General features: G+C 48.1%; 20 protein-coding genes. 10 read left to right on the top strand and 10 right to left on the bottom strand.

The genetic code is table 11. The features are described from left to right. Window positions 1–19: 19 nt before the first annotated feature. The 3 genes from Q369_RS0107655 to Q369_RS0107665 are packed head-to-tail and all read right to left on the bottom strand — an operon-like array spanning window position 20 to window position 3,554. Window positions 20–1,177: a glycoside hydrolase family 5 protein gene (locus Q369_RS0107655; protein WP_031527215.1), complete on the bottom strand. Its 1,158-nt coding sequence runs from the start codon at window positions 1,175–1,177 to the stop codon at window positions 20–22. 50 nt (window positions 1,178–1,227) lie between these two features. After that, window positions 1,228–3,171, bottom strand: a complete 1,944-nt coding sequence (locus tag Q369_RS0107660) for a M56 family metallopeptidase (protein ID WP_031527216.1) — start codon at window positions 3,169–3,171, stop codon at window positions 1,228–1,230. Window positions 3,172–3,182: 11 nt separating this feature from the next. Continuing rightward, complete coding sequence (locus Q369_RS0107665; RefSeq protein WP_031527217.1) at window positions 3,183–3,554, bottom strand: BlaI/MecI/CopY family transcriptional regulator; 372 nt, start codon at window positions 3,552–3,554, stop codon at window positions 3,183–3,185. Between the two features lie 95 nt (window positions 3,555–3,649). Here Q369_RS0107665 and Q369_RS0107670 point away from each other — a divergent pair, with 95 nt between their 5' ends. Continuing rightward, window positions 3,650–3,871, top strand: a complete 222-nt coding sequence (locus Q369_RS0107670) for a hypothetical protein (RefSeq protein WP_031527218.1) — start codon at window positions 3,650–3,652, stop codon at window positions 3,869–3,871. Beyond that, window positions 3,858–4,262 carry a PIN domain-containing protein gene (locus tag Q369_RS0107675; RefSeq protein WP_031527219.1) on the top strand — a complete coding sequence of 135 codons (405 nt, stop codon included), beginning with the start codon at window positions 3,858–3,860 and terminating at the stop codon, window positions 4,260–4,262. Before Q369_RS0107670 ends, Q369_RS0107675 begins: the two co-directional genes overlap by 14 nt. Before the next feature lie 78 nt (window positions 4,263–4,340). Here the strand turns inward: Q369_RS0107675 and Q369_RS0107680 are convergent, their stop codons facing one another. Beyond that, window positions 4,341–5,348, bottom strand: a complete 1,008-nt coding sequence (locus tag Q369_RS0107680; RefSeq protein WP_031527220.1) for a sugar phosphate isomerase/epimerase family protein — start codon at window positions 5,346–5,348, stop codon at window positions 4,341–4,343. 20 nt (window positions 5,349–5,368) lie between these two features. Further along, a complete protein-coding gene (locus Q369_RS0107685) occupies window positions 5,369–6,493 on the bottom strand; it encodes a redoxin domain-containing protein (RefSeq protein ID WP_031527221.1) in 1,125 nt (374 codons plus the stop codon). A gap of 247 nt (window positions 6,494–6,740) precedes the next feature. On the opposite strand from Q369_RS0107685, the gene Q369_RS0107690 reads away from it, so the two are divergent. From Q369_RS0107690 to Q369_RS0107700, 3 genes are all read left to right on the top strand, one after another. Continuing rightward, the gene (locus Q369_RS0107690) at window positions 6,741–7,316 is read left to right on the top strand and encodes a YdeI/OmpD-associated family protein (RefSeq protein ID WP_031527222.1); all 576 of its coding nucleotides are present in this window, start codon (window positions 6,741–6,743) and stop codon (window positions 7,314–7,316) included. 48 nt (window positions 7,317–7,364) lie between these two features. After that, on the top strand, window positions 7,365–8,363 hold the full coding sequence (locus tag Q369_RS0107695; RefSeq protein ID WP_031527223.1) for a hypothetical protein: 999 nt from the start codon (window positions 7,365–7,367) through the stop codon (window positions 8,361–8,363). Between the two features lie 76 nt (window positions 8,364–8,439). Beyond that, window positions 8,440–9,948, top strand: coding sequence for a glycosyltransferase family 39 protein (locus Q369_RS0107700; RefSeq protein ID WP_031527224.1), 1,509 nt, complete (start codon window positions 8,440–8,442; stop codon window positions 9,946–9,948). A gap of 73 nt (window positions 9,949–10,021) precedes the next feature. On the opposite strand, the gene Q369_RS0107705 is transcribed toward Q369_RS0107700, so the two are convergent. After that, entirely contained in the window at window positions 10,022–10,948 is a 927-nt protein-coding gene (locus Q369_RS0107705) for a helix-turn-helix domain-containing protein (RefSeq protein ID WP_031527225.1), read from the bottom strand. A gap of 12 nt (window positions 10,949–10,960) precedes the next feature. Beyond that, window positions 10,961–11,860 (bottom strand): NAD(P)H-binding protein, encoded by a 900-nt coding sequence (locus Q369_RS0107710; RefSeq protein ID WP_031527226.1) that lies wholly within the window; start codon window positions 11,858–11,860, stop codon window positions 10,961–10,963. Window positions 11,861–12,024: 164 nt separating this feature from the next. On the opposite strand from Q369_RS0107710, the gene Q369_RS0107715 reads away from it, so the two are divergent. The 5 genes from Q369_RS0107715 (at window position 12,025) to Q369_RS0107735 (ending at window position 19,449) form a co-directional block, all read left to right on the top strand. Further along, window positions 12,025–12,267 carry a hypothetical protein gene (locus tag Q369_RS0107715; RefSeq protein WP_031527227.1) on the top strand — a complete coding sequence of 81 codons (243 nt, stop codon included), beginning with the start codon at window positions 12,025–12,027 and terminating at the stop codon, window positions 12,265–12,267. A 123-nt stretch (window positions 12,268–12,390) separates the two neighbouring features. Next, window positions 12,391–14,790 carry an FtsX-like permease family protein gene (locus Q369_RS0107720; protein WP_031527228.1) on the top strand — a complete coding sequence of 800 codons (2,400 nt, stop codon included), beginning with the start codon at window positions 12,391–12,393 and terminating at the stop codon, window positions 14,788–14,790. Window positions 14,791–14,862: 72 nt separating this feature from the next. Further along, complete coding sequence (locus Q369_RS0107725) at window positions 14,863–17,217, top strand: FtsX-like permease family protein (protein ID WP_031527229.1); 2,355 nt, start codon at window positions 14,863–14,865, stop codon at window positions 17,215–17,217. A 110-nt stretch (window positions 17,218–17,327) separates the two neighbouring features. After that, window positions 17,328–18,752 carry a 3-keto-alpha-glucoside-1,2-lyase-like domain-containing protein gene (locus tag Q369_RS28280; RefSeq protein WP_051663961.1) on the top strand — a complete coding sequence of 475 codons (1,425 nt, stop codon included), beginning with the start codon at window positions 17,328–17,330 and terminating at the stop codon, window positions 18,750–18,752. A gap of 328 nt (window positions 18,753–19,080) precedes the next feature. Continuing rightward, window positions 19,081–19,449, top strand: coding sequence for a type II toxin-antitoxin system HicB family antitoxin (locus Q369_RS0107735; protein ID WP_031527231.1), 369 nt, complete (start codon window positions 19,081–19,083; stop codon window positions 19,447–19,449). 5 nt (window positions 19,450–19,454) lie between these two features. Here Q369_RS0107735 and Q369_RS0107740 read toward each other — a convergent pair whose 3' ends face one another. The 3 genes from Q369_RS0107740 to Q369_RS0107750 all read right to left on the bottom strand — a co-directional run bounded on the left by Q369_RS0107740 (window position 19,455) and on the right by Q369_RS0107750 (window position 23,466). After that, on the bottom strand, window positions 19,455–21,029 hold the full coding sequence (locus Q369_RS0107740) for an FG-GAP repeat domain-containing protein (RefSeq protein WP_031527232.1): 1,575 nt from the start codon (window positions 21,027–21,029) through the stop codon (window positions 19,455–19,457). Window positions 21,030–21,156: 127 nt separating this feature from the next. Then, a complete protein-coding gene (locus Q369_RS0107745) occupies window positions 21,157–22,275 on the bottom strand; it encodes a DUF4932 domain-containing protein (RefSeq protein WP_031527233.1) in 1,119 nt (372 codons plus the stop codon). A gap of 102 nt (window positions 22,276–22,377) precedes the next feature. Continuing rightward, complete coding sequence (locus Q369_RS0107750; protein ID WP_084165672.1) at window positions 22,378–23,466, bottom strand: helix-turn-helix domain-containing protein; 1,089 nt, start codon at window positions 23,464–23,466, stop codon at window positions 22,378–22,380. Window positions 23,467–23,468 lie beyond the last annotated feature (2 nt).

The raw sequence follows: 23,468 nt of genomic DNA on the forward strand, positions 1-23,468 counted from the left end.
CCTGGTTGGCTTCGAAAGCTTAATACTTCATCAGCAAAGTCAGCAATTTTCGGTCGAGCTTTTGTCCGTGCCAATCTTCATACGCCACGTCCTCGCGACCAGAGTTGAGCAGACCAAAATCCCCGGAAAACTCCCACAATGCGTACCCGATTCCGTGTGAGCTGAGGATATCCAGCACATCACCAAACCAGGCAAGAAAAACAGGATGCGGCGTCTTGTTAAAAGCGCCGCTTTCGCCACAATGCACCCCTACTCCCTTGTTGACCAGTTCTATCCAGGGCTGGTAAAATTTTTCGAGCATTTCGCGTCCGAGGTATTGCTCTCCCACTTGCCCGGGCCACTTCGGCTCAGGTGCTTTATCGGGATCTTTCATCGCCCAGGGCGCTTTGTAATGTGAGATAATGCCCGGGTGATATCCGCGACAGCTTTGCGCGATGTCGAGGTCGGCGAGCTCCGGAACTACATTGGAGCCTCCGTTATTCCCATCGGCCACAATCAGGTGATTCGGATTTTCTTTTCTGATCGCCTGCTGCGCGCCTATTGCCACTTTCCTGTAAATATCACCAGGTACCGCCGAGCGTTTTGAATGCTGGTCATTCATATCTTCCCGCATGCTGGGCTCATTGAGCAGGTCGAAGCTGATCTTCTTGGAAGATGTATTTTTGTACCTTTTCGCCCACATATTCCAGTGGAAGTAAAATGCCTCCTGCGCTTTCTGGTCGCTCCAAAGGTTATACGGCTCGTGAAAACCTGCATTAATGCAATAACCAGGTGCGCGGTGGAGATTCAGGCTCACGTGCATATTGTACTTGTGGCCCAATGCGACAAGCTGATCAATTTTCTCAACCTGCCTTTCGTCTATGCTATATACTTCTTCCGGGGTTATATGCCGGCTGCGGTCGAATTTGATATAATAAGGATACGCGATGGGAATGCGTATAAAATCAAATCCCCAGTCGCTCATCCATTTGAGCTGCTCTTCCGTAGTTGGCTTGCGCTGCTTGTCAGGATCGGGACCGAAAAAGTCGAGCAGATTGAAGCCTTTCCATTTGGGCAGCTTGTTTTTGGCCAGCTGCTTTTCTGCCAGCGCGAAGCCGCCTGGCATTGCCATGCCGGGCATCGCCATGCCGGCGGCTGCTATCATACTTGTATTTTTAATGAATATCCTGCGATGCATTGCTAAGCTATCTTGATGTACTTTGTTAAAATACAACAGGCAGCAGGTTTTTACTGTTTTTCCCGGGTGTGTATTGTGCCGGAAAATGTGTAGCCAGTTCTTCCTTTGTAGTTATAAACCATCTCTGTACCTGGCTCGGTCAGATACTTTTCTCTGATCTTCCTCTGAATGTCAGCGGGTTGTTCTACTCCATTGACTATAAACCCGGAGCTGGATAGAATATAGGACAGGTTTTTGGTATCCTGGATCACGCCCATTTTAAGTAAATCGTCGATAAGCGAAGCCTGTTTTTTCTCGTATTCTCCGCGTGTTTTTTCAGCCGCCTGTCGCATTACCTCAGCCGTTTTGCGGTTTTGCTCGGCCTGCTCGCGCAGCTTGTCAGCTTCTTTGCGCAGCTGTTCAGCCTGCTCCCGCATTACATCCGCCTGCTTCCGCAACTGCTCCGCGTTCGCGCGATTCTGTTCAGCCTCTATCTGAACAGCCTTTGCGTGCTGGCGGTGCTTGTCAGCTTCCGCCCGGCTTTGCTCGGCTTCTAAACGGACTTTTTCTGCTTCTCTCCGGTGCACAGCAGCTTCTGCCCGCATTTCTTCCGCTTTCGCACGTTGTATCTCCGCTTTCTTGTGTTCTTCCCGAATTTTTGACTCGATTTTCGAGATGTCACTTTCGTACTTTCCATACTCGCTGGCCGGTACCTCTTTACCATCTACATCCAGCGAAACAATCTTTCCATTCTTCTTTACGATTTCATAACGCTTTCCGCCAACGTGAACATCATAGGTAGAAACACCCTCCGTCGGCGTATATACGTTGGCGGAATGGATCTGAATAGACTCCTGCTTTTTCTTCTTTGGCAATGTGTCCATCGCAGCGACAGGTTGTTGCACCGGAACCAGTGCGGATGCTGGCTCCGAATAAATGCGCTGATGATCCTTAACAGACCGGCCGCTGGCTGGCGATTTAGGTGAAATGGCTGCCGACAAGGCAATTGCCGCTACCAGGCTAACTGAAACAAACACTTTTTCCATGGCATCAAGAGATTTATTGTTGTGATTGATAATGCGTTTGATCCGGTTGAGCAAGTGGTTTTTCTTTCCTGCAAAAGCCACCTGCGCAAGGTTAACGGAAAGGTTATATTCCTGAAACGACACCAGTGCGTGAACAAAAGAGGTTTTGTTTTCCATTACCTCAATGGCGAGGTCGTCGCAGCAATGCTCGCGTTCTTCCCTGATCAGGTAGGAAATCCAGAGAAGCGCCGGGTTGAAAAAATAAATATTCTCACAAAAGATCTGGATCAGGTTCACCAGATAGTCACGCCGGCGTATATGTGCCAATTCGTGCATCAAAATGGCCTCAACCTGCGCTGCCGGCATTCCCGCCAGCATTCCCAAAGGAACCAGTACAATCGGCGTCAAATGGCCGATCACCATAGGAACTGATACACATTCAGACTCGAGAAATTGAATTCGCTGAGTAATGCCCAATTTTCTTGATAAGTCAGCAAAAACATCCTTCCAGTGATTTGAAGGTGCGTGAAGGCCTGTTTTCCGGAGCTTCTTCAAATGCATTAAACCCGCAGTGGCCCGGGCACTTTTCCAGAGAAAGACAAGCAGCCAGATCGCCAGGATAGTAGAAGCATGCCGACTGCAGAAATCCGTCAAATCGGAGCTCAACGAGTTCAGCTCAAATGAAGATCGGGTCCCGGCAATGTTAACCTCGGTCGCAGTAGCTGTGGAAATAAAGACGTTTCCCGTAATCTCCGTCTGGTTTTTAGGCAGGATCAAAAAGAATGTAGCCGCATTGACTAGCAGCAGTCCACCCAGCAAAGCGACCAGCACATTATACCGGAAAACCGGGCGGCTTTTTCTGGTCAGCATCAGCAATCCACCAGCCAGAACAGCTGCAACAAGCCCTTGCCAGAGTGAATGAAGGAAAGTCAGGCATACCGCTTTAATCAGCTCGGTAAAGAAAGGTGTGTCTACAATTTCTAAATTCATGGCTACCGGATTTATGATTGTTGATCGAGGTTGTTCAGGAAATCCTTAATCTCTTTCAGCTCCTCGGCGGTTGTTTTCTTACTGCCAAAAAGCTGCATAACCAGGCTGGACGCAGAGCCTTTGTACATCGAATCGACGAAGCGGTTGAGCAATGCATGCTTCGTTTTATCCTCGGCCTCTGCCGGCCGGTAAATGTGCTTCATACTGCTTTCATCCCGCAGCAAAATGCCTTTATCGAACATGATCTGCATTAGCTTCAATGTAGAAGAATACTGCACAGCCCGCTTTTCTTCATTCAATTTATCATTGACAAACCGCACGGTCTGCGGTCCGTGCTCCCATAATACCTGTAAAATTTCCAGCTCTGATTTTGTAGGTTCCATCTCATTTTTTATTCAACATTTCAAAGGTAGGAAATTTTTCGTACGAACAAATATTTAGGTTAAATTTTTTATATTTACTTCATAAACACACTGCTATGTACATCAAGACCTTCATTCCGAAAAGCACTTCACTGTTACTTGACTTACCGGACGATTTTGTCGGAGAGCAAGTCAGAATAGTTGCTGTTGTTGAAAAAGCACAAGAAGGTTCTCGTGAAAGAGGACAAAAGCACGTTGCTGAAACCTACTCAAAGTATCCCAAAGTTGACCTCACCTCATTGAAATTCGATCGCGAGGAGGCTAATGAGAACTGCTAAGTATTTCCTGGATTCGAATATCATTCTGTATCTTTTTGATTCTAACGCATCGAAGCGCGCTATCGCAGAGGAGCTTCTCTCCACCTTTCCAATTATCAACCCGCAGGTTTTGATTGAGGTGGCTAATGTATGCAAGAGAAAGCTTGGCTTCTCAAAAGATCAGGTTTGTCAGTTATGGCTTGATCTGCTAAATGACTGCACCTGTACGGACGTGACGGAACAAACGATGTGTACAGCAGCCGGGCTTGTAAAACGGTACGACATGCAGCTGTTTGATGCCATTTTGATTGCAGGCGCATTGGAATCAGAATGCCCGGTGTTCTATTCTGAGGATATGCAGGATGGAATGTTAATAGATGGCAAGTTGCGAATCCTCAATCCATTCAGGTAGTCAAACGGGATCAAAACATATAAAAATGGCGACTACCTGTTGAAGATAATCGCCATTTACGATGCACTAGTAGTTTAATTACGCCATCAGCGCCTTTCTTGCGTACTCGACGCACTTAGCTGTTTCCTTAACAGCATCCGAGCCGGCCGGGATCTCGTATTCCAGCTCGATTGTCGCCGGGAATTTGTATTTTTTTGTTCGCATCAATTCGAGTACCGGGATAATGGGTGTGTCACCTGTACCCCAAACCACATTTGCGCCGCCATTTGCCTTGGACTTGCGGTCTTTCATGTGCATACTTAATATGTGATCGTGTTTTGCATTGATCAGCTCGATAGGCTCAAAACCTGCGGCCACATAGTGCCCCATATCCAGGTTCATTGCATTGAATTTGGACTGGCTTAATGCAGTATCCCACCAGGTTGGCGTTTGCTGAGTATGTCCGTGGTAGGCAATGTATGTTTTGTTTTTGGCTGCAATGTCTCCCAGTCTTTTGGTCTGCGCAGGATCGTTCGGAAGCTCAACCGTCGCCTGGTTAGCGCCGAGTGCGCGGGCCGCTCGGAGCGCATAGTCTACTTCGGCATCGGTGTTGTTTACTCCCAATGCATTCGGCTTGTAAGCATAGATTGTCACGCCCGCATCATTGTACATCTTGCGGAGCTGGGTGAATTTATCCATCGAAACCTTCGCGCGCCATTCCGCCATTTTGGTACCATGTTCTTTCATAGCCGCTTTTTGATCTTCGGTCAGTTCAGGCCGCTTACCATCCGGGCCGGCCGCCATGTTCGGGCGCGGTGGTGCTTCGGGCGCTCCTGCAAATTGTTCCGGTGTATTTCCCATCATTTCAATCGCGCTGATGTTGCAATCCACGCAGTACTTCAATACACTTTCGGCATCCTGCGGCATGCTGCGCCAGGAATACGTGATCGCTCCTATTTGCACCCCATTGAACAGCGAATTGGGCTTGCCCAGATTTTTGATATAAGCCGGTGCGCCGAAAACCGGAGTGCGTAACAATGCAAAACCAGCTGCTGCCAATGCAGAAGTTCCTAAAAAGCGCCTTCTTGATGAGTCCAGTTCTTCCATGATTTAGTTAGTTTTTAACATCAATAATATCTTCCTACATATTTATTCTCGACAATCATTTTCTTCATTTTTGCGGGCTCAATCGGCCCCTGTTTTGCGTAAACGATCTTTCCGCCCGGCTCTACGAGGATCGTGTAAGGCAATGCGCCCTGCCACTTCGGGTCGACGGCCTCAATCAGCTTGTACTTATCGTCCGACGGGAAAATGAAGTTTTTGTTCGAAGCGTATTTGCCTTGCAGGAATTTCAAAGCTTTCGCTTCTTTGTCCGGACTATCTGCGCTGATGGACACGAATTCGAAATCACGCCCGCGATACATATGGTGCATTTCCATAAAATCAGGGAATTCAGTCACGCACGGGCCGCACCAGGTTGCCCAGACATTGATTAACCTCAGCTTGTCAGACTTGTTTTGGATCAGCTCTTTGATTCCTGCTTCATCAATTTTCACCAGACTTACCGCTTCCTTCGCCCAACCTGCCTGCTCTGTTTGCGCGCCCTGCTCTTTGGAAGCCCATTTCATCGAGCATCCAAAAGTTTTTGTTGTCGGTGCAGGCACAGGTTTGCCTGCCAGCAACGCATCCAGTGCATTCCTCGCATCCAGGTTCTTGGGTGTTGCGGTTGGTTTCTCCACATCATCGATCCGACCGGTATATTGCAGCTTGCGGTTTTTATCAAAAATGAAAATGTGCGGCGTGGCAACCGGCCCGTAAGCCAATGCGGTTTTCTGATCGTCGCCGTCGTAGAGGTAGGGAAAGTTATACGCCATATCTTTTGCCCTGATCTTCATATCCGCATAGGTATCGCTCAGGTCGGTGTAGCCCAGCTCGTCGAGCCTGATCGCCTTTGGATCGTTTGAAGAAATGGCCACCACTGCCACCTTTTTGGCTTTGTAATCATTGACCAGACCTTTTATCCGATTTTCGTAAGCCTGTGCGGTGGGACAATGGTTGCACGTGAAAACGATTACCAGTGCGTCCGCGGCGGCAAAACTTTTCAGAGAATAGCGCTTCCCGTCTGTTCCCAATAAGTTAAAGTCTGGTGCTGCTGCTCCGATCTTCAATGTCTCGGGCTGCTCGGCGGCAAATGCAGTGGTATGAGCCAGGCCCAGCATCAGCAGCATGCATATTTTGCGAATAAGGCGCATAGTATCGGCAGTTTTAATTCACAAATGAGATATCATGCAAAAGCGACAGAGTTACAACAAAATACTGTTTTTATCCCATTAAAACTTACTTTGAAAATAAATCCCATTCGCAATGAACACTGCTGACAGGAGGTTGTCACTCCGGCAATGTTATTTTGGTAAAACTAAACTGGCGGATCATGGATAACACGACGAAATGTGCTCGGCATTATGACAAACCCGCATTATACAGAACTCGCAGGCAAACATGGAAAGTAAGGACGGAAAAGAAGTAGTAATCGCCGCCTCAGCACAAGAGTGGCGCGACTGGCTGGAACAGAATGCTGATTCAGCCAGCTCAGTTTACCTGGTTATTTACAATAAAGATAGTGGCGTAAAAAGTGTCGGTTACGTGGAGTCTGTGGAACACGCACTCTGCTTCGGCTGGATCGATAGCAAGACAATCAAGCGCGACGAGCATAGTGTTTATCAGACATATACCAAGCGTAAACCTGTCAGCAATTGGGCCAAAACCAATAAGGAGCGCGTTGTAAAAATGACGGAACTGGGGTTAATGCGGCCGCAGGGACAGGCAATGATAGACCTGGCAAAACAAAACGGCTCCTGGGACCGGCTCAACGACATTGATAATGAGGTGATACCGGAAGATTTGCAAATTGCATTAGACCAAAATAACGCGGCCAAACAAAACTTCCTGGCATTCGCGCCTTCATCCCGCAAACTGATCCTTTACTGGATCTCATCTGCCAAACGCCCCGAGACCAGGCAAAAACGTATTCAGGAAACTATTGAGAAAGCTGCATTGAATTTGAAGGCAGTTTAGAGTATTTTGTCTGGTAGTTAAATAAGAAGTCTATACCTACCCAACTCTATGAAGCTTTGTATCATAATTATCCTGACTGCCTTGATTGCATCCAATTCATTTAGCCAGGTGCCGCTTATCTTGCGGCCCTGCGGGCAACAGCAAAAGCTTCCATTTAAAACTGTTGAAATCATCGATAACAGGGATGAAAAGCAAATACTTGGCTTTGTTCAGGTTGGTATTGGTAATGTGACAAGGTTAGTCACGTTCGATGGAATATTAGCAGATACCCTCGCGAAATTCTTTCCACCTGCACCTGTGAGTAGCTCAAATCCGCAGTCGCTGGTAATACTTCTTGACCAGCTCTATATGGATGAAAACACCGAGTATACAGAAACCGGTCTTTTGAAAATTTCAATGCGTTTTTTTTCGGATAGCATTCCCGGCAAATTCTCCGAAATCTGGACGCTGGATCAGAGTTTTGAAACAAAAGGATCTGATGTAACAGCAAAAATGCTTACCGATATTAGCAAGATTATTTGCCGGATTTCACAAGAAGTTCCAAACCATAAAGTCGCGATTAATCAGGAAGTTTATACCCGTGCTGAATTGAACCAACTCGACAGTCTGGAAATTATTAAACTTCCGATTTTCACTGCCGACAAACCCCGCGCCGGCATCTTCAAAGACTACGCACATTTCAAATCAAACACACCGGACATTGAAACTGAAATGTTTATTGAAGATTCCAGAAAAAAGACCAATGTAGCTAGGCTTTATGGTGAAAAAAGGAAGAAAGTCTGGATTGAAACGAAGGGTATTTACGCAGTTTCCGACGGGAACAGAATGTTCAAAGCAACGTCTTACGGTTTTTTTGAGATCAAAAAAGGAGCCCGGGAGTTGTATTATGAACGAAATGCAAGCTATACAGAACTTGCTGGTCCGGCGAATACTTATTTTGGAGCCACAGGCAGTCTTGTTCCTCTGCGAAAGGATATGCCCAGACGCTATAAACTAAAAATCAACCATCGCCGCGGCAACATAATTCCGATCGCTATTCAGCAGTAAAGTTGGGAAATAGTGAATCTGTCTTAACTTTCCGACCAGACAATATTCATTGCCGAAAACCGACCACAGAAAATCTATGACCAGGAAGATTACCATTTTACTCGCATTCATTGCGCTGAAATTCCTTCTACAATATATACTGATCCTCCCCTCTTACGACCTGCACCGCGACGAATACCTGCATTTGGACCAGGCTAACCATCTTGACTGGGGATATATGTCGGTCCCGCCCGTTACTTCCTGGATTGCGCTGGTGATCAAATGGCTGGGCAATTCGGTGTTTTGGATCAGATTCTTTCCCGCTCTTTGCGGCGCGCTGACGATACTGGTTGTCTGGAAAACGGTCGAGGCGCTTAGAGGCAGCCTGTATGCTTGCGTTCTGGCTGCTACCTGCACGTTGTTTTCTGCATTGCTGCGGTTAAATCAATTATTCCAGCCCAACTCAGTCGATGTATTATGCTGGACAACACTTTACTTTTTACTGCTCAAGTACATTCAAACTAAGAGTCCAAAATGGCTCTACTTCATTGCCGTTGTTTTCGCTTTTGGCTTTTTGAATAAATACAATGTCGCATTCCTGCTGATCGGACTTCTGCCTGCTATTTTACTGACTGAACACAGGGTGATTTTTTTAAACCGAAACCTGTATTTCGCAATCCTGCTCGCCATCGTGTTGATTTCTCCCAACATCATCTGGCAATACCAGAATGACTTCCCGGTATTTCACCATATGAAGGAGCTCACTGAAAGACAGCTTGTCAACATGAGCCGCGCGGATTTTTTCAAGGAGCAGTTTATCTACTTTATCGGGTCATTACTCGTCATTGTTCCGGCTTTTTATGCATTGCTGTTTTACAAACCATTTGCCAAATACCGGCTCTTCTTTTTTTCTATTGTTTTCACACTGGCGGTATTCACCGCGCTGCGGGCAAAAGGCTATTACGCGATCGGGATCTATCCGATATACATTGCTTTTGGCGCTGTGTTTGTCTCAGAAAGGTTGAAGTCTGTTTGGCTGCGGGCGGCATTCATCATCATTCCCGCAACCATATTTATTCCGGTATCGCGCGTTGCATTTCCCAATAAAACGCCAAAGGAAATTGTCGCTGGCTCCGGCAGGTATAAGCGGGCCGGACTGCTGCGCTGGGAAGACGGAAAAGACCACGAGATCCCGCAGGATTTTGCAGATATGATCGGCTGGAAAGAACTGGCTGAAAAAGTGGACGCTGCCTACGCGAAGTCGCCCAACCCGGAAAACACGCTGGTACTTTGCGACAACTACGGCCAGGCGGGAGCAATTAATTACTACTCCAGGAAAAACGTGAATGCGGTCACTTTCAACGCAGACTACGTTAACTGGTTTGACCTCAGCAAAAAATACAAACACGTAGTGCGTGTCAAAAATGGATGGGAACGCGAAGCAGAGATCAAAGAAACTGCGCCTTTATTTAACAACTATTCCATTACAGACTCGGTAACCACAGCATACTCCCGCGAACGAGGCACAACAATTTTCCTGTTTGAAAATGCAAAAGTGGATATCAACGCAAGAATAAGCCAGGAAATCGAAGAAGAAAAATGGTAAGAAAAGGGCTCCAGCCCGAAAAAGATCCCCTGCCCCAGGCTTCAGCCCAACAAAAAATCCCTTGCCCCGGGCTTCAGCCCGGGGACAAAAAAGAGGCTCGGAATTCGAGGGGAGAGTAGTTTGTTTTTGTTTTGAATAGTTTGCTGAAAGACTGCGGGTGCTCGAAGCCGAGCTCGTAAGCGATCTCACTAACAGACAGATCCGTGACAGACAACCGCTCCTTTGCTTTTTCGATCAGCCTGTTGTGGATATGCTGCTGGGTAGTTTGCCCGGTGAGTGTTTTGAGCATATTGCTCAGGTAATTGGGCGAAATATTCAAGCTCGCGGCAACGTACTGCACAGTAGGCAAGCCTTTTTGCATTAAGTCCGGACTGCTGAAATAGGCATTGATGATCTCCTCCAGCCGATCCAGGATTTTATGGTTGATGTTTTTACGGGTGAGAAACTGGCGGTGGTAAAAGCGTTCGGCATATTTCAGGAGCAATTCAATCTGCGCAATGATCAGATCCTGACTGAACTTATCCAGATTCGCGCGGTATTCCTGCTGAATATTTTCGACGATTGTGTTCAGCGTCGCTTCTTCTTTCTCCGAGACAAAAAGCGCCTCTTTTACACTGTAATCAAAATATTCGTACTGCTTGATACCTTTCGCAAGCGGCGTGTTCCAGAGCAGATCGGGATGGAGCATCAACATCCACCCCGATTGCTGTACTTCAATGTCAATCTCCGTACCAAACCTGAGCACCTGTCCGGGTGCCATGAAGAACATCACACCATTGTCAAAATCCACATCCTGCTGTCCGTATTTCATCTTCACATTGAAATTACGTTTCAATGCAACGGAGTAAAAATCCTTCACGATGGCGGGTTCGTTACCTGCAACATGCCGCACCAGCGACATATCTATCACGCTCACGAGCGGGTGCTCGGGTGCGGGCAAACCTCGGAATCTGTGAAATTCGCTGATGGTCTTAAAACGGATTGGCTGTATAGTGGACATGTTACAAGTTACTCAATTCTCCCTGAATGCAGCTGCAAACTCCTGCGCAAAGTCGGCAAGCTTTACCTTTCCCATGACAGCCGGGCGGTTTTTGACATAATCTTCACTCAACAAACCGCTGTACAATGCACCGTACATTTCTGTTAACCCTGCCGCCACTGCCGGGTTCATGCCCACCGAAAGCAGGCTATTAAGCGATTCCTCCGAAGAAATCACCACCCATTTCATCTCCGGCTTGCCGATCGCTTCACCCAGAATGCGCGCACTTTCATCGCCCGTAAGTTCCTCGCTTGCTACGTAGCGGACGTTTCTGCCCGTAAACCCGGATTGCAGCTGTTCTGCCACAGCATCGGCAATGTCAAACGGAGATACCCACGGAATCATGCGGTCGCCGCCATAGTTTACATAAATCCCGCCTGTGGCTTTGATCATCGGCAAGTAACCGTACAGATTGTAGTAGAAAGAAACAGGCCGCATATGCGTGATCGAAATATTGGCGGGTAATGTATTCAGCGTTTGCTCGACGTGGTACGCCCCGGCCAGAATGCCATTTCCCTCGGCCAAATGCGCACCGATAGTACTCAGATTGACTACCCGCTTCACGCCCGAATTTTGGATAGCTTCGGCGTAATGCTGCCCCATTTGTTTGTAAAAACCAATAACATCCAGGTCTTTACTAAAGTAGCTGTGCGCTGCTACCATCGTGTAAACTGCATCGGCGCCGGTGAAGGTTTTCGTAAGAAAATCCACATTTTCAAAATTGCCGATTGCGGCTGTTGCACCTAGGTCTTCAATGTCCTGCCGGCGTTCCGGGTTGCTGCTGATCACGGTGACGTTGTGACCATTTTCAATTAACTTTTGGGCAAGTGGCTTGCTGATGTGCCCGAGCGAGCCTGTTAAAACTATTTTCATTATGCTGTCTTTTTTGGTTTATGCAAAATTGCGCAACACCGAAAAAGCACACGTAGCCGAATCTACGGTTGTTGTAGCCGAAAGAAGGGCAGCAATGAGGACGCTTCAAGTTTTTGGAAAGATATTTGCATTAGCACCAGCAGAACTATCAAATCTACATTCCCATGGCCCAGCCTGAACTCACCGGACTCCAGAAGCGAGCCTCCAAATACATCGACAAAGCAATCAGCTACAAAGTCCGGCCGGGCGAGGTAATCGAAGGTTACTTTTCCGGCTTTGATGAAAAAAATAATGAGCGCGCTGTGATCCAGATGTCCAATGCAGCCGACACGGCCACACTGCCATTGATGACCGTGGTGAATTATTTTGAAGGCGTTGACGACGAAGAAGTGGAGGGGAACCCTTGATTGCTTAATCTGCTCACGTGGTAACTCTGTTAAATGATGTTAAATACTTCATATAGCAGCAGTTAGTTGCTGAGCTGCCCGGTCTAATTTTTACCTTTATGCAGCTAACTCACGTGCGATTTTATGCTGCAAAACTACCTCACCGTCGCAATCCGCAACCTGCGGGTAAACGCTACCTATACCCTGCTCAACATCCTCGGCCTGGCCCTGGGCATCGCCGGCGCAACGCTGATCTTCCTTTTTCTAAGTTACCATCTCTCTACCGACAAACACCAGCCCAATGCCGGCAGGCTCTATCGGGTCGTACTCGATCTGCATTTGGACGAAGGGATTGTGCGGGAGCCAGGTTCGGCGTACCCCATGTCTGCTGCTTTGGGGAAAGACTATGCGGGAATCGAAAAAACAGGATTTATCCGCCGAATGCCCATGGTATCCTTCGCAGCCGATGCTGCAAGTGGCCCCAGGCGTTTTATGGAAAAAGAGAATGTCGCTTACGCAGACTACGGTTTCATGCAGCTGTTTGCATTGGATTGGAAGTCCGGCAATGCAGCAGCTACCATGCAGGAGCCTTTTACGGTGATTGTAAGCCAGAAGCTTGCACAGAAATACTTTGGAACGGAAGATGTAACAGGAAAGATCCTGCGGCTCGACAATGCGCACGACCTGAAAATTACCGGCGTGATCGGGGATCAGCAGCACCCCAGCGACTTTTTCTTTGACGCTTACATTTCCCTGCCCACCATCAAAACCATTGAACCCACCAACTGGACCACCGATTTCGGCTGGATCAGCAGCCGGAATTTCACGTTCGCAAAACTCGCACCTGACACACAGCCTGCACACATTGAGCAGCTTATCTTGAAAAACGGGAAGAAATATTATGCCGAAAATGCACCCTACTACCGGCACCATTTACAGCCACTTGCCAACATTCACTTCAATGAAAACTATGATGGCAAGATACGCAGGTCCATTCTATGGATCTTAGCCGGTGTCGGCTTCTTTCTGGTACTGGTAGCAAGCATCAACTTCATCAATATGGCCACGGCGCAGGCTGTAAAACGTTCCAAAGAAATCGGGGTACGCAAAGCATTGGGCAGCAGCAGGCAGCAACTTTTCTGGCAGTTCAACATGGAAACACTGCTGATTACCCTGGTGGCCGCATTCGTTTCCACGTTGTTTTCCATTGCGCTTTTTACCCCGCTCAACAACTGGACGCACACGCAGGCTTTTCAACCCGGGAACCTCCTGCAAATGGAGGTACTGCTTTTCGCCTTGGCCACAGTACTGCTGATCGTATTGCTCGCAGGCTTCTACCCGGCGGTGATCCTCTCGGGCTTCAATCCGGTCGCTGCGCTGAAAAGCAAACTCATTTCCCGCCAGGTTGGTGGCATCGGATTGCGGCGCTCACTGGTGGTGGTACAGCTGATGATCGCGCAGGTAATGATCATCGGCACGCTGGTCATGATGCTGCAACTTGATTTTTTCAGGAATGCGGACCTTGGTTTTGACCAAAAAGGCGTGATCAGGATAACGTTGCCCAAGCAAAATGGAGAAAGCAATAACAGACAGGCTTTCCGCAATGCACTGCTCCAATATCCGGAAGTGAAATCGGTAACCTACCAGTATGATGCGCCCACATTGGATATGGGATTCGGCGGCTCTGTCCGCTTCGATAACCGGACTGAATGGGAAAAATTCGTTATCAAGGTAAGATTTGGAGACGCTGATTACCTCAAAACCTACCAAATGCCGCTGCTCGCCGGCCGCAGCTTTTCCGATCGTAATTCCGTGCGGGAGTTTGTGGTCAATGAAGAGTTGATGAAAAAACTTGGTGTCCGCGACCCGGATCAAATGATAGGCAGATCAATGGAAGATGGTACCTCTGGCTACAAGGGGCGCATTGTGGGTGTGGTCAAAAGTTTCCACCTGAGCTCTTTACACGACGCAACCGAACCCTGCGCCATTTATGCCCAGCCGGAACAGTACCGTGAAGTCGCCATCCGGCTCGACCTATCTTCTCTCACAAACTCTATTTCCCATATCCGGAAAGCCTGGCAGGCACATTACCCCGGCGAGGTTTTCGGCTGGGAATTTACTGAAGAGAAAATTGCCTCATTTTACGCCAAAGAAGAACAGTTAACCAACCTGATCCGGCTTTTCGCCTGGGTCGCGATTGTGATTTGCTGTCTGGGTTTATATGGAATGATCTCTTTCATGGTCACTGAAAAAACCAAAGAAATCGGCGTCAGGAAAGTGCTTGGTGCCAGTGTAGACAGCATTTTAGCCCTTTTCGGAAAGGAGCTCCTGGTATTAACCGGCATTTCCTGTCTCCTTGCAGTTCCGGCAGCATGGTCGCTCATGAACACCTGGCTGAGTCACTTTGCCTACCGCATTGATCTCCACTGGTGGCTTGTCGCAGCCGGTAGCCTGTTTATTGTCCCTGTGATCGTGCTGACAATCGGCTTCAAAGTAATGCAGGCCGCAAAGATGAACCCGGTAAAGAGCCTGGCGAGTGATTGAGATCGGGCGGGCTAAGTGCCACACATCTTGTCTGCTTCCCGTAATAGCAGTAAACACCTGGCCTTTTACAATATGATCCTGAACTACTTCAAAATTGCATTGCGCAGCCTGCGCAGCGGCGGCTGGTATTCGGCACTTAATATCGGCGGATTAGCCGTTGTACTTGCTGTTAGCCTGCTCCTTTTCTGGTGGGTTAAAGACGAGCTGACTTTTGACAGGTTCCATCCGGATGCAGAGCGCACGTACCTCATCAACTCGCATTTCGGAAGTGGACCCGATGAAAATACATTCACTTCCACACCTTCGCCGATCGCAATTGCAGCTGCAACCATCCCCGATATCGAGGAAGTCACCCGCACAGCCCCTTTTCCCGGCGCCATTTTCCGGGCAGGTGCAAACACGTTCAAAGAAAAGACAGGCATTGCTTTCGCCGACACCAATTTCCTGAGCATTTTTAAAGGATTTAAGGTAATTGCCGGAAATGCTGAAAAGCCTTTTACTGCGCATAATGCGATTGTTATTTCCGAAAAACTGGCGAGAAAATACTTCGGAACTATTGACGTCCTCGGAAAAGCTATTGAAAACATTGACACCAAAACAACTTTTGTAATCAGCGCAGTGCTGGCCAATGCACCCGACAATTCATCACTCAGAAACGACATTTACGTCAACATGAACGTCCGCAAAGCCATTGACCCGGACAGGGGCGGCCAGAAGCTGATGGATGAAAGCTGGGACGATTTCGGAGTAGAAACTTATGTCAGGATAAAACCGCATACAAAGATCACAGTCGTTAACCAAAAGCTGACAGCCGCACACGCAGCTTCGGTTGACGGCAAGGCTCAATCTGATTACCGGCTTCAATTAATGGCCGATACCCACCTTCATCCCGTAGAAGGCGGCGATTCGCCTGAACAGCAAGAGAAGATTTTGGGCATTGTGGCAGTGCTCCTGCTCAGTATCGGCTGCATTAACTACGTCAACCTGACCACCGCCCGGGCGACAAGGCGGCACAAGGAAATTGGGGTGAGAAAAGTAGTAGGTGCCGGTTCAAGGCAGCTTGCAGGACAATTACTCATCGAGTCGCTGCTGACTTTGAGCATTTCACTTGTCCTCGCCGTAGCATTGGTGCAGGTGCTACTACCCTTTTATTCAAATATAACCGGCAAATCGGGACGCTTCTCACTTGCTGATCCTGCTGCCTGGCAGTTGCTTGCAGGCATTTTGCTCTTTTGCTTTTTAGCAGCCGGTATCTACCCCGCCATGCTTACTTCCGGATTCAATCCCATTACTGCGCTTCGTGGCGGCGCCAGGCTAACCGGAGCGGCAGGCTTGCGAAAGTCGCTTGTTGTTGTGCAGTTTACATTGGCAACTGTACTCGTCGTGGGGACATTTGTCATTGGAAACCAGCTTCGGTTTATCCGCCAGCGCGACGCCGGTTTTAATCGTGAACACGTTTTTACTTTCGAAGGAAAAGTATTTGCCCAGCAGTTCAAGCAGGCATTGGCGGGCGAAGCGAGCGTTTTGGGCGTAAGTACTTCAACCGACACCCCTGTTAATGTGCAGACAGGTACCGCATCCTGCGACTGGGACGGCAAGCCCAAAGACCGGACACTGGTCTTCGCCCAGATAGGTATAGACAAAGATTTCATTCCAGATTTTGATATTAAGCTGATAGCGGGCAACAACTTTCGCGGAACAAAGTCTGATTCGGCGCATTACATATTGAACGAAACGGCAGTAAGGCAAACGGGCATACAAGATCCGGTAGGTAAGCGTTTCGAGGGCGATGGTGGTGAGGGTATTATCATCGGCGTTGTAAAAGATTTTAGCATGATGTCTGTGCGTGAACCGATGTGGCCGCTGGTGCTGTACAGCGACCCGCCATCTCACCATATTGTGAATGTACACACGACCGGAAAACTTGCGCCGGCTGCATTGGCGGCCGCTGAAAAGCTGTGGAAGCGATACCAGCCCGAGGTTCCTTTTGAATATACATTTCTGGATTCGACTTACGAGCAGCTTTATAAGTCGGAGCAGCAAACCGGACAACTTTTCAACTTCTTTGCGGGCATTGCGATCCTCGTTTCCTGTCTCGGCTTACTCGGCCTCGCTTCTTTTGTTACAGAGCAGCGCACCAAAGAAGTGGGCATCCGGAAAGTTCTGGGCGCGACGGTCATGCACATTACCACATTGCTTACGACCGATTTTGTCAAATTGGTCCTGATCGCAATTGTAATTGCGACGCCTGTTTCCTGGTATCTGATGGATCAATGGCTGAAAGGATTTGCATTCCAGGTTGAGCTCAGTTGGTGGACATTTGCCTTCGCAGGCGCGCTCTCCCTCTTCACAGCCTTGCTTACCGTAAGCTATCAGGCTGTCAAAGCAGCTTTGATGAACCCTACCCACGCGATGAAGGCTGAGTAAGCATCGAAACCAACCCCTGCACACAACTTGAACCAACTTGACGCGCATTTGAACGGGATTTAGCAGGTTTCCAGGCCATTTTTGCCCAAAAACAAACAAGCAAAAATGCTATGAAAAATCTCGTTCACGTTCTGTTCATTCTCTGCGCAATGCAGAGTTTTGGTCAAAAGAAAAGCAATCCCTCCACATCTAAAAAGGTTGATTACACTATCCCGCTCACACCTGAAAAGTGGCAGTTCCAGGCTGACAAAGTAAGTTTTGAAGATCACAATGGAAAAAAGGCGATGAAGCTCGCGCCAAATTCGGGTCAGGTGGTATTGAAAGATTTGGTATTCAGAGACGGCACAATTGAGTTTGACATTGATCCCTCACCGGCGGAATTTGCAGAGTCGGTTTATTTTCACCGGAAAGATGCCAAAGAACAGGAGATTGTCTACCTCCGCATGTCCAGGGTCGGCAACAAGGTGGCAAACCAGGGCATTCAGTACTCGCCTTATTTTGATGGAATCAATATGTGGGATATGTATCCCGACTATCAAGCGCCTGCGATGGCAAAAGCGGGTGAATGGAATCACGTGAAGCTGATCGTGTCGGGCAAAAGGCTGCAAGTCTTCCTGAACAATGCACCTCGGCCGGCGCTGGATATCCCGGAGTTGCAAGGCAGTGAAATGGAAGGCAGTATCGCATTTGAAGGCGCTTCGCATATCGCCAATGTTCAGGTAAAGCCCAACGAAACGGAAGGTTTGAGTCCGCTGGCGCTTCCCGATTTAACCGATCACGACGGGCTCTATCTGCGAAAATGGGCTTCCACTGCGGCTTTTGATCTTCCGGTCGGCAGTGAACTGGCTTTTCAAAATCAGGCGAAACCCGAGTTGTTTACAGATAGCATTGCAGCTGAACGTGCTGGTCTGGTAAACCTTACCCGCAAGCACGGCGGCAACACAACGCGTAAGGCGATCTGGCTGAAAACAAAAATCAGTGCCAAAGAAGCTGTGAAGGTTGGTCTGCAATTAGGTTTCAGCGATGAAGTATGGGTTTTTCTAAATAATCAGATCATTTTCGCTGATAAAAACCTTTTCCAACAAAATATGAAACGTTATCCCGACGGGCGGATCTCAGTTCAGAATGCGACTGTTAAACTGAATCTCGACAAGGGTGAAAACGACCTGCTGATCGGCGTTGCAAACGATTTCTACGGCTGGGGCATTATGGCGCGGCTTGAATACAGCGAAGCAATCTCTGAAACCGACCATATTACAGGCATTGTCAGCCTGGCGAAAGAGATCGCCAACATGGATCTTGAACCTTACATCGGAACTTACAGCAATCCCGAAGTACAGTTCAAGCTTTCGTTCGCGAAAAAAGATAACGCAATTACCGTCCAAGCCACCGGCCAGCAACCAGCCGAACTACGGCCAACTGGCAAGCATGCCTTCGCCTACCCCTCCGCAGCTATCCTATTCGAATTCTCCCCCACCGACAAAAAGGTAATATTCCGGCAAGGCAGCGAGAGTCGGGTGTTTGTAAAGGAGTAATGCGGGGATTGAAGTGAGTTACCATTTTCTTCAAGATCTTGGTTGAATGCGCGGCTGCATTCAACCAAGATTTGTAAATCTCATATTTAAAAATATATTTGTAACTAATATTTAGTTACACGCTCCTTTCTATACACACTTGTGTCAGTATTAGCGTTCTACGGATATCGTGAATTGCCTACAGGAGCAACTGGCGGATCGAGACGAAAATTTGCTGATTCATCGAAGCATATTATTAGTCTTCACAAACCTCATCCAGGGCAAATAGTTAAAGTTTACGTGATAGAACAAGTAATTGGGATTCTCAAAGAAAATGGAAAAGTCAAAAATGATTAACGCACTGTTCTACAATGGATACACAGCAAATATCCATTACAGCCCGGCCGATGAAGTGTTTTTTGGAAAGTTAATCGGTGTAAACGACCTGGTGACCTTTGAGGGTACCTCGGTTGAAGCCTTGAAGCAAGGCATGCAGGAAGCAGTCGACGATTACATTGAGACTTGCAGGGTGCTGGGGAAGCAGCCTGAGAAGTCTTACAAAGGTGTTTTTAATGTACGCGTTTCATCTGATCTGCACAAAAGAATAGCACTGCTGGCTTCCCAGTACAATGTTACGCTGAATGATTTTGTAAAATCTGTTTTACAATATGCATCCTCGCATCAGGAGCTTGGCGCTGAGGTTTTCGGCGAAAAGTAGCTCTCCTACCTAACCGTATTTTCCAAAACAATCACCGAAGGCCCGCTTTCCAGCCACTTTTTGCCAAGACCGGTTTTATCACCCATGGGTAGAAAGTAAACAAACGAACCCAAAACAAGATCAATGTCGCCATCGCCATCGAGGTCGCCTGCGTCCATCACGGACCAGCGCCCCTCGGGCGATTGCGGGAATGAAGCGTCTTTAAATCTGAGCTTTCCCTTATTTTCGAGGTAGATAAAACTTTCCTGCGGGTAACGTGCATAGTCCGGGAAGAATGAGATCGCGGCAATATCGAGGTCTCCGTCCAGGTCATAATCACGCGCCATTGCCTTGTAAGCACCGTTAAGGTGGTAAAAGTAGCTTTGCTTAAAATTCGATTTCCCGTCATTCAGGAAAATGTAAACGCCGTGGTAATCTTTCAGAATAGGCGTTTTATCCGCATTATCTCCGCATACGTACAGAATATCGTCAAAACCATCTTTGTTAAAATCGGCTACTTCCATGTACTGCGAACCGTTGAGCGGCGAAAAAGTGAGCAGGCGTTTTTCCTGAAACCTACCTCCACCCTGATTTTCATAGAGGAGAATGCGCTCGTCGGCTTGCGCCATTAATACAAAAATATCCGGCAATCCATCGCCATTGGCATCCCTGATAATCGTGGTGATCGCGCCCGGGTGCTCGTTCAAAACGTGCCTTTCGTAACCGCCTCTTCCATTGTTCGCATACCATGCAAGCTGCCCCGTTTCGTTGCCGAATTCGCAGGCGACAATGTCTACGTGACTATCCCCATTCAAATCTCCGAATGCTGTGTGAACCGGTCGGCGCAGATTTGGAATGGGAATGTCCGCAGGCGCATCATGTTGCTCCGGCCCACTTTGAACCCACCGCTGAACGGCCCCTTCCGCAGCGTCGGTCGGGAAAATGTTACGGCCAGCTGTTGTGAGGTATATTTCTTTCGACGTTTGATGATAATGCACTGGCGCAGACTCCAACTCCACAGTATATCGTTCCCGCAAATCTGCATTCAGGTAAGTGAGCTTTTTCCGGCGACCTTTGGCGTCGCTGAATACAATCCCCTGCTTATCAGGCAGGATCTTCACCATGGTTGTCAATGCAGGGCGATGTGTCAATGCTGGCCTGCGGTACCTGAAATGCCGGAGACCTATTCTGATTGGATCTTTTCGCATTGGCGCAGGAACGCTGTCGGGCGCATTTTGGAGGTAGTAAGCTTCAATTTTTCGCCAATCTTCTTTCGCCAGAATGGGATTTTCGGGAAAAATACCGGCACTTCTCACCAGTGAACCGCCCGTTTTTGGATCAAATAAACTGTCAGGTCTGCTGCCGCCCGCGTAAATCCCCATTCTTTGTCCCATTGCCGGTAAAACTTTTCGCCAGCTCGACTTAGGTAACATCTCAGGACCGACCAGCAAATGACACCGGCTGCAATGCGCGATCGCGAGTTCCCTGCCAGAGCTATTGGAAACAGCAGGCTCCTGCACACGGACAGCTTCGTTCTGTCTTTTGGATTTACATGAAAAAATAAGCGAAAGGAGAATGCAAAAAAGAAAAGTCTGTTTCATCAATATGTGAAATGCAGTAGAATAGCGCTTTGTTAACCAGGCAAAATAGATAACTCCTCCACCCCAATTTCAGACTAATACCTGTCAATTAACATTCGTGCAAATTCGTGCATTCGTGGCAAAAAACCTACCGCCGCGCCTCTTCCACCAACCTTCCCACCGCAAGCCGCACCGCATCCCGGTACGATCGCTCCCGCTTTCGATTATACTCTTCCAGCTCACGTAAAATCACCGGCAGATAAATGAACTTGCGATCCTGCACATAATGCTGCATCAGTCGCTCTGCGTCCGCTTTCCTGCCCAGATTTCCCGCGATCACAACTTCACCGGCACGCACAAAATGCTCATACAAACATGCTTTCCACGTAGTATAACCCTGATCTGACATCCTGCTTTTAACGGGTGTAAACAACTTTTCAGTGGATGTGATCAGCTCGCCGGACAACTGGTCGATGATGGGATTTACAAATGAATGCGCAAACTCGTGGGTACTCAGCTCCTCCAAATGCTTTTTATCATCAAAGCCCATATCCAAATCTGATTCATCCTGAAAACGCGGCGCAGCAAATGCGCCAAATACATTGAATGCGTGCGACTCACCTGGCGAGCTAAACTTCACGCCGAAACCCATTCCCGCAGGGATCGTCAGACTTGGCACCAACGAATAACTGTCGAAATGCCCTTGGTAAAACTCTTCCATAGCGGGAATAAACAAACTGTCGGGTAACCCGCTCCTGACCTGTGCGAGCGCATTTTCGTATTTCCGTTGATTTTTGGTCAGATAAGAACCAAAGTCCACCTCTTTGTAAAGCTGGTTCAATGCATTTATGAATGCGGTTGCATTTGCAATGGCGACCTCGCGGTCACCCGTTGGCGAAAACCGTTTATAATAACTAAAATCAATATCCTCGCTCAGCTGCGCGTTGGGGAAATCATCGAGCTGCACCAGCAGATTGATAAAATAGTCCAGCCAGATATCTTGTGCAAAGCCGATTGCAACAGCCAAATGCGGACTTTTCTCGTGGGTTCTGTACTGCTGATATAAATCCAGCCCGTAAGCATAACGCATTCGCCGCTTTTCAGAATAGTCGCTGCTCCTTGCAGCATGTGCGCCTTCATAGCCCAGAAAGTAGACGAATCCGAGTAGCTCGACATTTTTGTTGATTTTAACCTGGATCTGATTGTTTTGAGCCGCTGAAAACGGAGCCCAGCCGAGGGTTAGCAGAAGTAGAAGTTGCCTGTACATATGAACAAAATTGCTTGTGAGTAGTGGGACAAAACAAGCAAAGGAAACAACGCAACTCGCCCTGAAACAGAAGTCCGGACGTCCGTGATCATGATTCCGGACTCATTTATTCACTAAAAGGTACTCCGAAGGTGCCTTACCGGTATGCTGCCGGAACACCTGATTGAATGTAGATTTTGAACTGAAACCCGCTTCCAGAGCTAATGCAAGCAATATCTTATGTTGCTCTCGCGGATCCCCGAGTTTGCGGATTACCTCTTCCACGCGAAACGCATTCACGTAATGATTAAAATTGGAACCGTGATGCGTATTAATCAGATAGGAAATATACCGCGGCGGCAAATGCAGCTTGCCGGCAACCTCTTCCAGCGTGAGCTTTGACTGTGTGTACAGTGCATTCCCGCGGAAAGCAGCTTCGAGCCGGTTTAACTCCCGCGCGTCATCGTAGTAAGCAAAAGTCGGCTTTTCAGGAGATTTTGGTTTTGGTAAAATCGGCAACTTATAGAAGTCGGGGTTGACATAACCTGCATAGCCGAACGCAAAGAGACAAGCTGTAAGCAAAATCTCTATCATCGAAAACACGCGCAGATTAAACCACACTCCGGCAGCCCAGAGCATGGTTAACGTTGTTAGAAAAGCAAACAGCCCGTAGATTCCAATTACCTGATACACGCTGAGACGCTCACCACGTCCAAACCATTCTTGCCGAAACCGGAACAATTTCCAGCCGTAAAAACCGAGAACTGTAAACATTCCCAGAATCGGCAGGATCTCGGTGACAAAGAACCAGGCGGGATTGTCAAGCAAGGAAGGAACGCGCTGATCGATGTGACGCCAATATAGCCGCCACGTTGTTTGTACCAAAATTTCAAACAATGAAGGCGCAAAGAGCAACCAGGGCCACCTGGGCGCGCTATAATCTGGTACCGTAGTATATTGTACAAAAAACCATAGCGAAACCGGCAGCACCAGGTAGCTCTGCAAATTCCAGAATGGAAAGCTGTCGGGGCGGCTATGATAATGCACCTGCATTCCCCACGCATTGAGTATTTCCAAGGCAAGGATATACAGTATCAACCCCAAAAACAGGTTTGCCCGCTGCTGTGTGATACCTCGCACGATCAGTGAAAGGCTCAGCACAATACCCTGTCCGAATGCCAGCAAATAGACAATAGCCTTCCAATTTTCCATGT

Origin of the sequence: Dyadobacter crusticola DSM 16708 (assembly GCF_000701505.1) — a bacterium.
In the GTDB taxonomy this organism is placed as follows: Bacteria; Bacteroidota; Bacteroidia; order Cytophagales; family Spirosomataceae; genus Dyadobacter; species Dyadobacter crusticola.

What these genes read in the sequence shown, in the direction of transcription:
- Q369_RS0107750 (WP_084165672.1), bottom strand. Translation starts at nt 23,466, where the DNA reads ATGGAAAATTGGAAGGCTATTGTCTATTTGCTGGCATTCGGACAGGGT.
- Q369_RS0107725 (WP_031527229.1), top strand. Translation starts at nt 14,863, where the DNA reads ATGATCCTGAACTACTTCAAAATTGCATTGCGCAGCCTGCGCAGCGGC.
- Q369_RS0107655 (WP_031527215.1), bottom strand. Translation starts at nt 1,177, where the DNA reads ATGCATCGCAGGATATTCATTAAAAATACAAGTATGATAGCAGCCGCC.
- Q369_RS0107740 (WP_031527232.1), bottom strand. Translation starts at nt 21,029, where the DNA reads ATGAAACAGACTTTTCTTTTTTGCATTCTCCTTTCGCTTATTTTTTCA.
- Q369_RS0107705 (WP_031527225.1), bottom strand. Translation starts at nt 10,948, where the DNA reads ATGTCCACTATACAGCCAATCCGTTTTAAGACCATCAGCGAATTTCAC.
- Q369_RS0107720 (WP_031527228.1), top strand. Translation starts at nt 12,391, where the DNA reads ATGCTGCAAAACTACCTCACCGTCGCAATCCGCAACCTGCGGGTAAAC.
- Q369_RS0107685 (WP_031527221.1), bottom strand. Translation starts at nt 6,493, where the DNA reads ATGCGCCTTATTCGCAAAATATGCATGCTGCTGATGCTGGGCCTGGCT.
- Q369_RS0107745 (WP_031527233.1), bottom strand. Translation starts at nt 22,275, where the DNA reads ATGTACAGGCAACTTCTACTTCTGCTAACCCTCGGCTGGGCTCCGTTT.
- Q369_RS28280 (WP_051663961.1), top strand. Translation starts at nt 17,328, where the DNA reads ATGAAAAATCTCGTTCACGTTCTGTTCATTCTCTGCGCAATGCAGAGT.
- Q369_RS0107700 (WP_031527224.1), top strand. Translation starts at nt 8,440, where the DNA reads ATGACCAGGAAGATTACCATTTTACTCGCATTCATTGCGCTGAAATTC.
- Q369_RS0107695 (WP_031527223.1), top strand. Translation starts at nt 7,365, where the DNA reads ATGAAGCTTTGTATCATAATTATCCTGACTGCCTTGATTGCATCCAAT.
- Q369_RS0107665 (WP_031527217.1), bottom strand. Translation starts at nt 3,554, where the DNA reads ATGGAACCTACAAAATCAGAGCTGGAAATTTTACAGGTATTATGGGAG.
- Q369_RS0107715 (WP_031527227.1), top strand. Translation starts at nt 12,025, where the DNA reads ATGGCCCAGCCTGAACTCACCGGACTCCAGAAGCGAGCCTCCAAATAC.
- Q369_RS0107710 (WP_031527226.1), bottom strand. Translation starts at nt 11,860, where the DNA reads ATGAAAATAGTTTTAACAGGCTCGCTCGGGCACATCAGCAAGCCACTT.
- Q369_RS0107660 (WP_031527216.1), bottom strand. Translation starts at nt 3,171, where the DNA reads ATGAATTTAGAAATTGTAGACACACCTTTCTTTACCGAGCTGATTAAA.
- Q369_RS0107670 (WP_031527218.1), top strand. Translation starts at nt 3,650, where the DNA reads ATGTACATCAAGACCTTCATTCCGAAAAGCACTTCACTGTTACTTGAC.
- Q369_RS0107675 (WP_031527219.1), top strand. Translation starts at nt 3,858, where the DNA reads ATGAGAACTGCTAAGTATTTCCTGGATTCGAATATCATTCTGTATCTT.
- Q369_RS0107680 (WP_031527220.1), bottom strand. Translation starts at nt 5,348, where the DNA reads ATGGAAGAACTGGACTCATCAAGAAGGCGCTTTTTAGGAACTTCTGCA.
- Q369_RS0107735 (WP_031527231.1), top strand. Translation starts at nt 19,081, where the DNA reads ATGATTAACGCACTGTTCTACAATGGATACACAGCAAATATCCATTAC.
- Q369_RS0107690 (WP_031527222.1), top strand. Translation starts at nt 6,741, where the DNA reads ATGGAAAGTAAGGACGGAAAAGAAGTAGTAATCGCCGCCTCAGCACAA.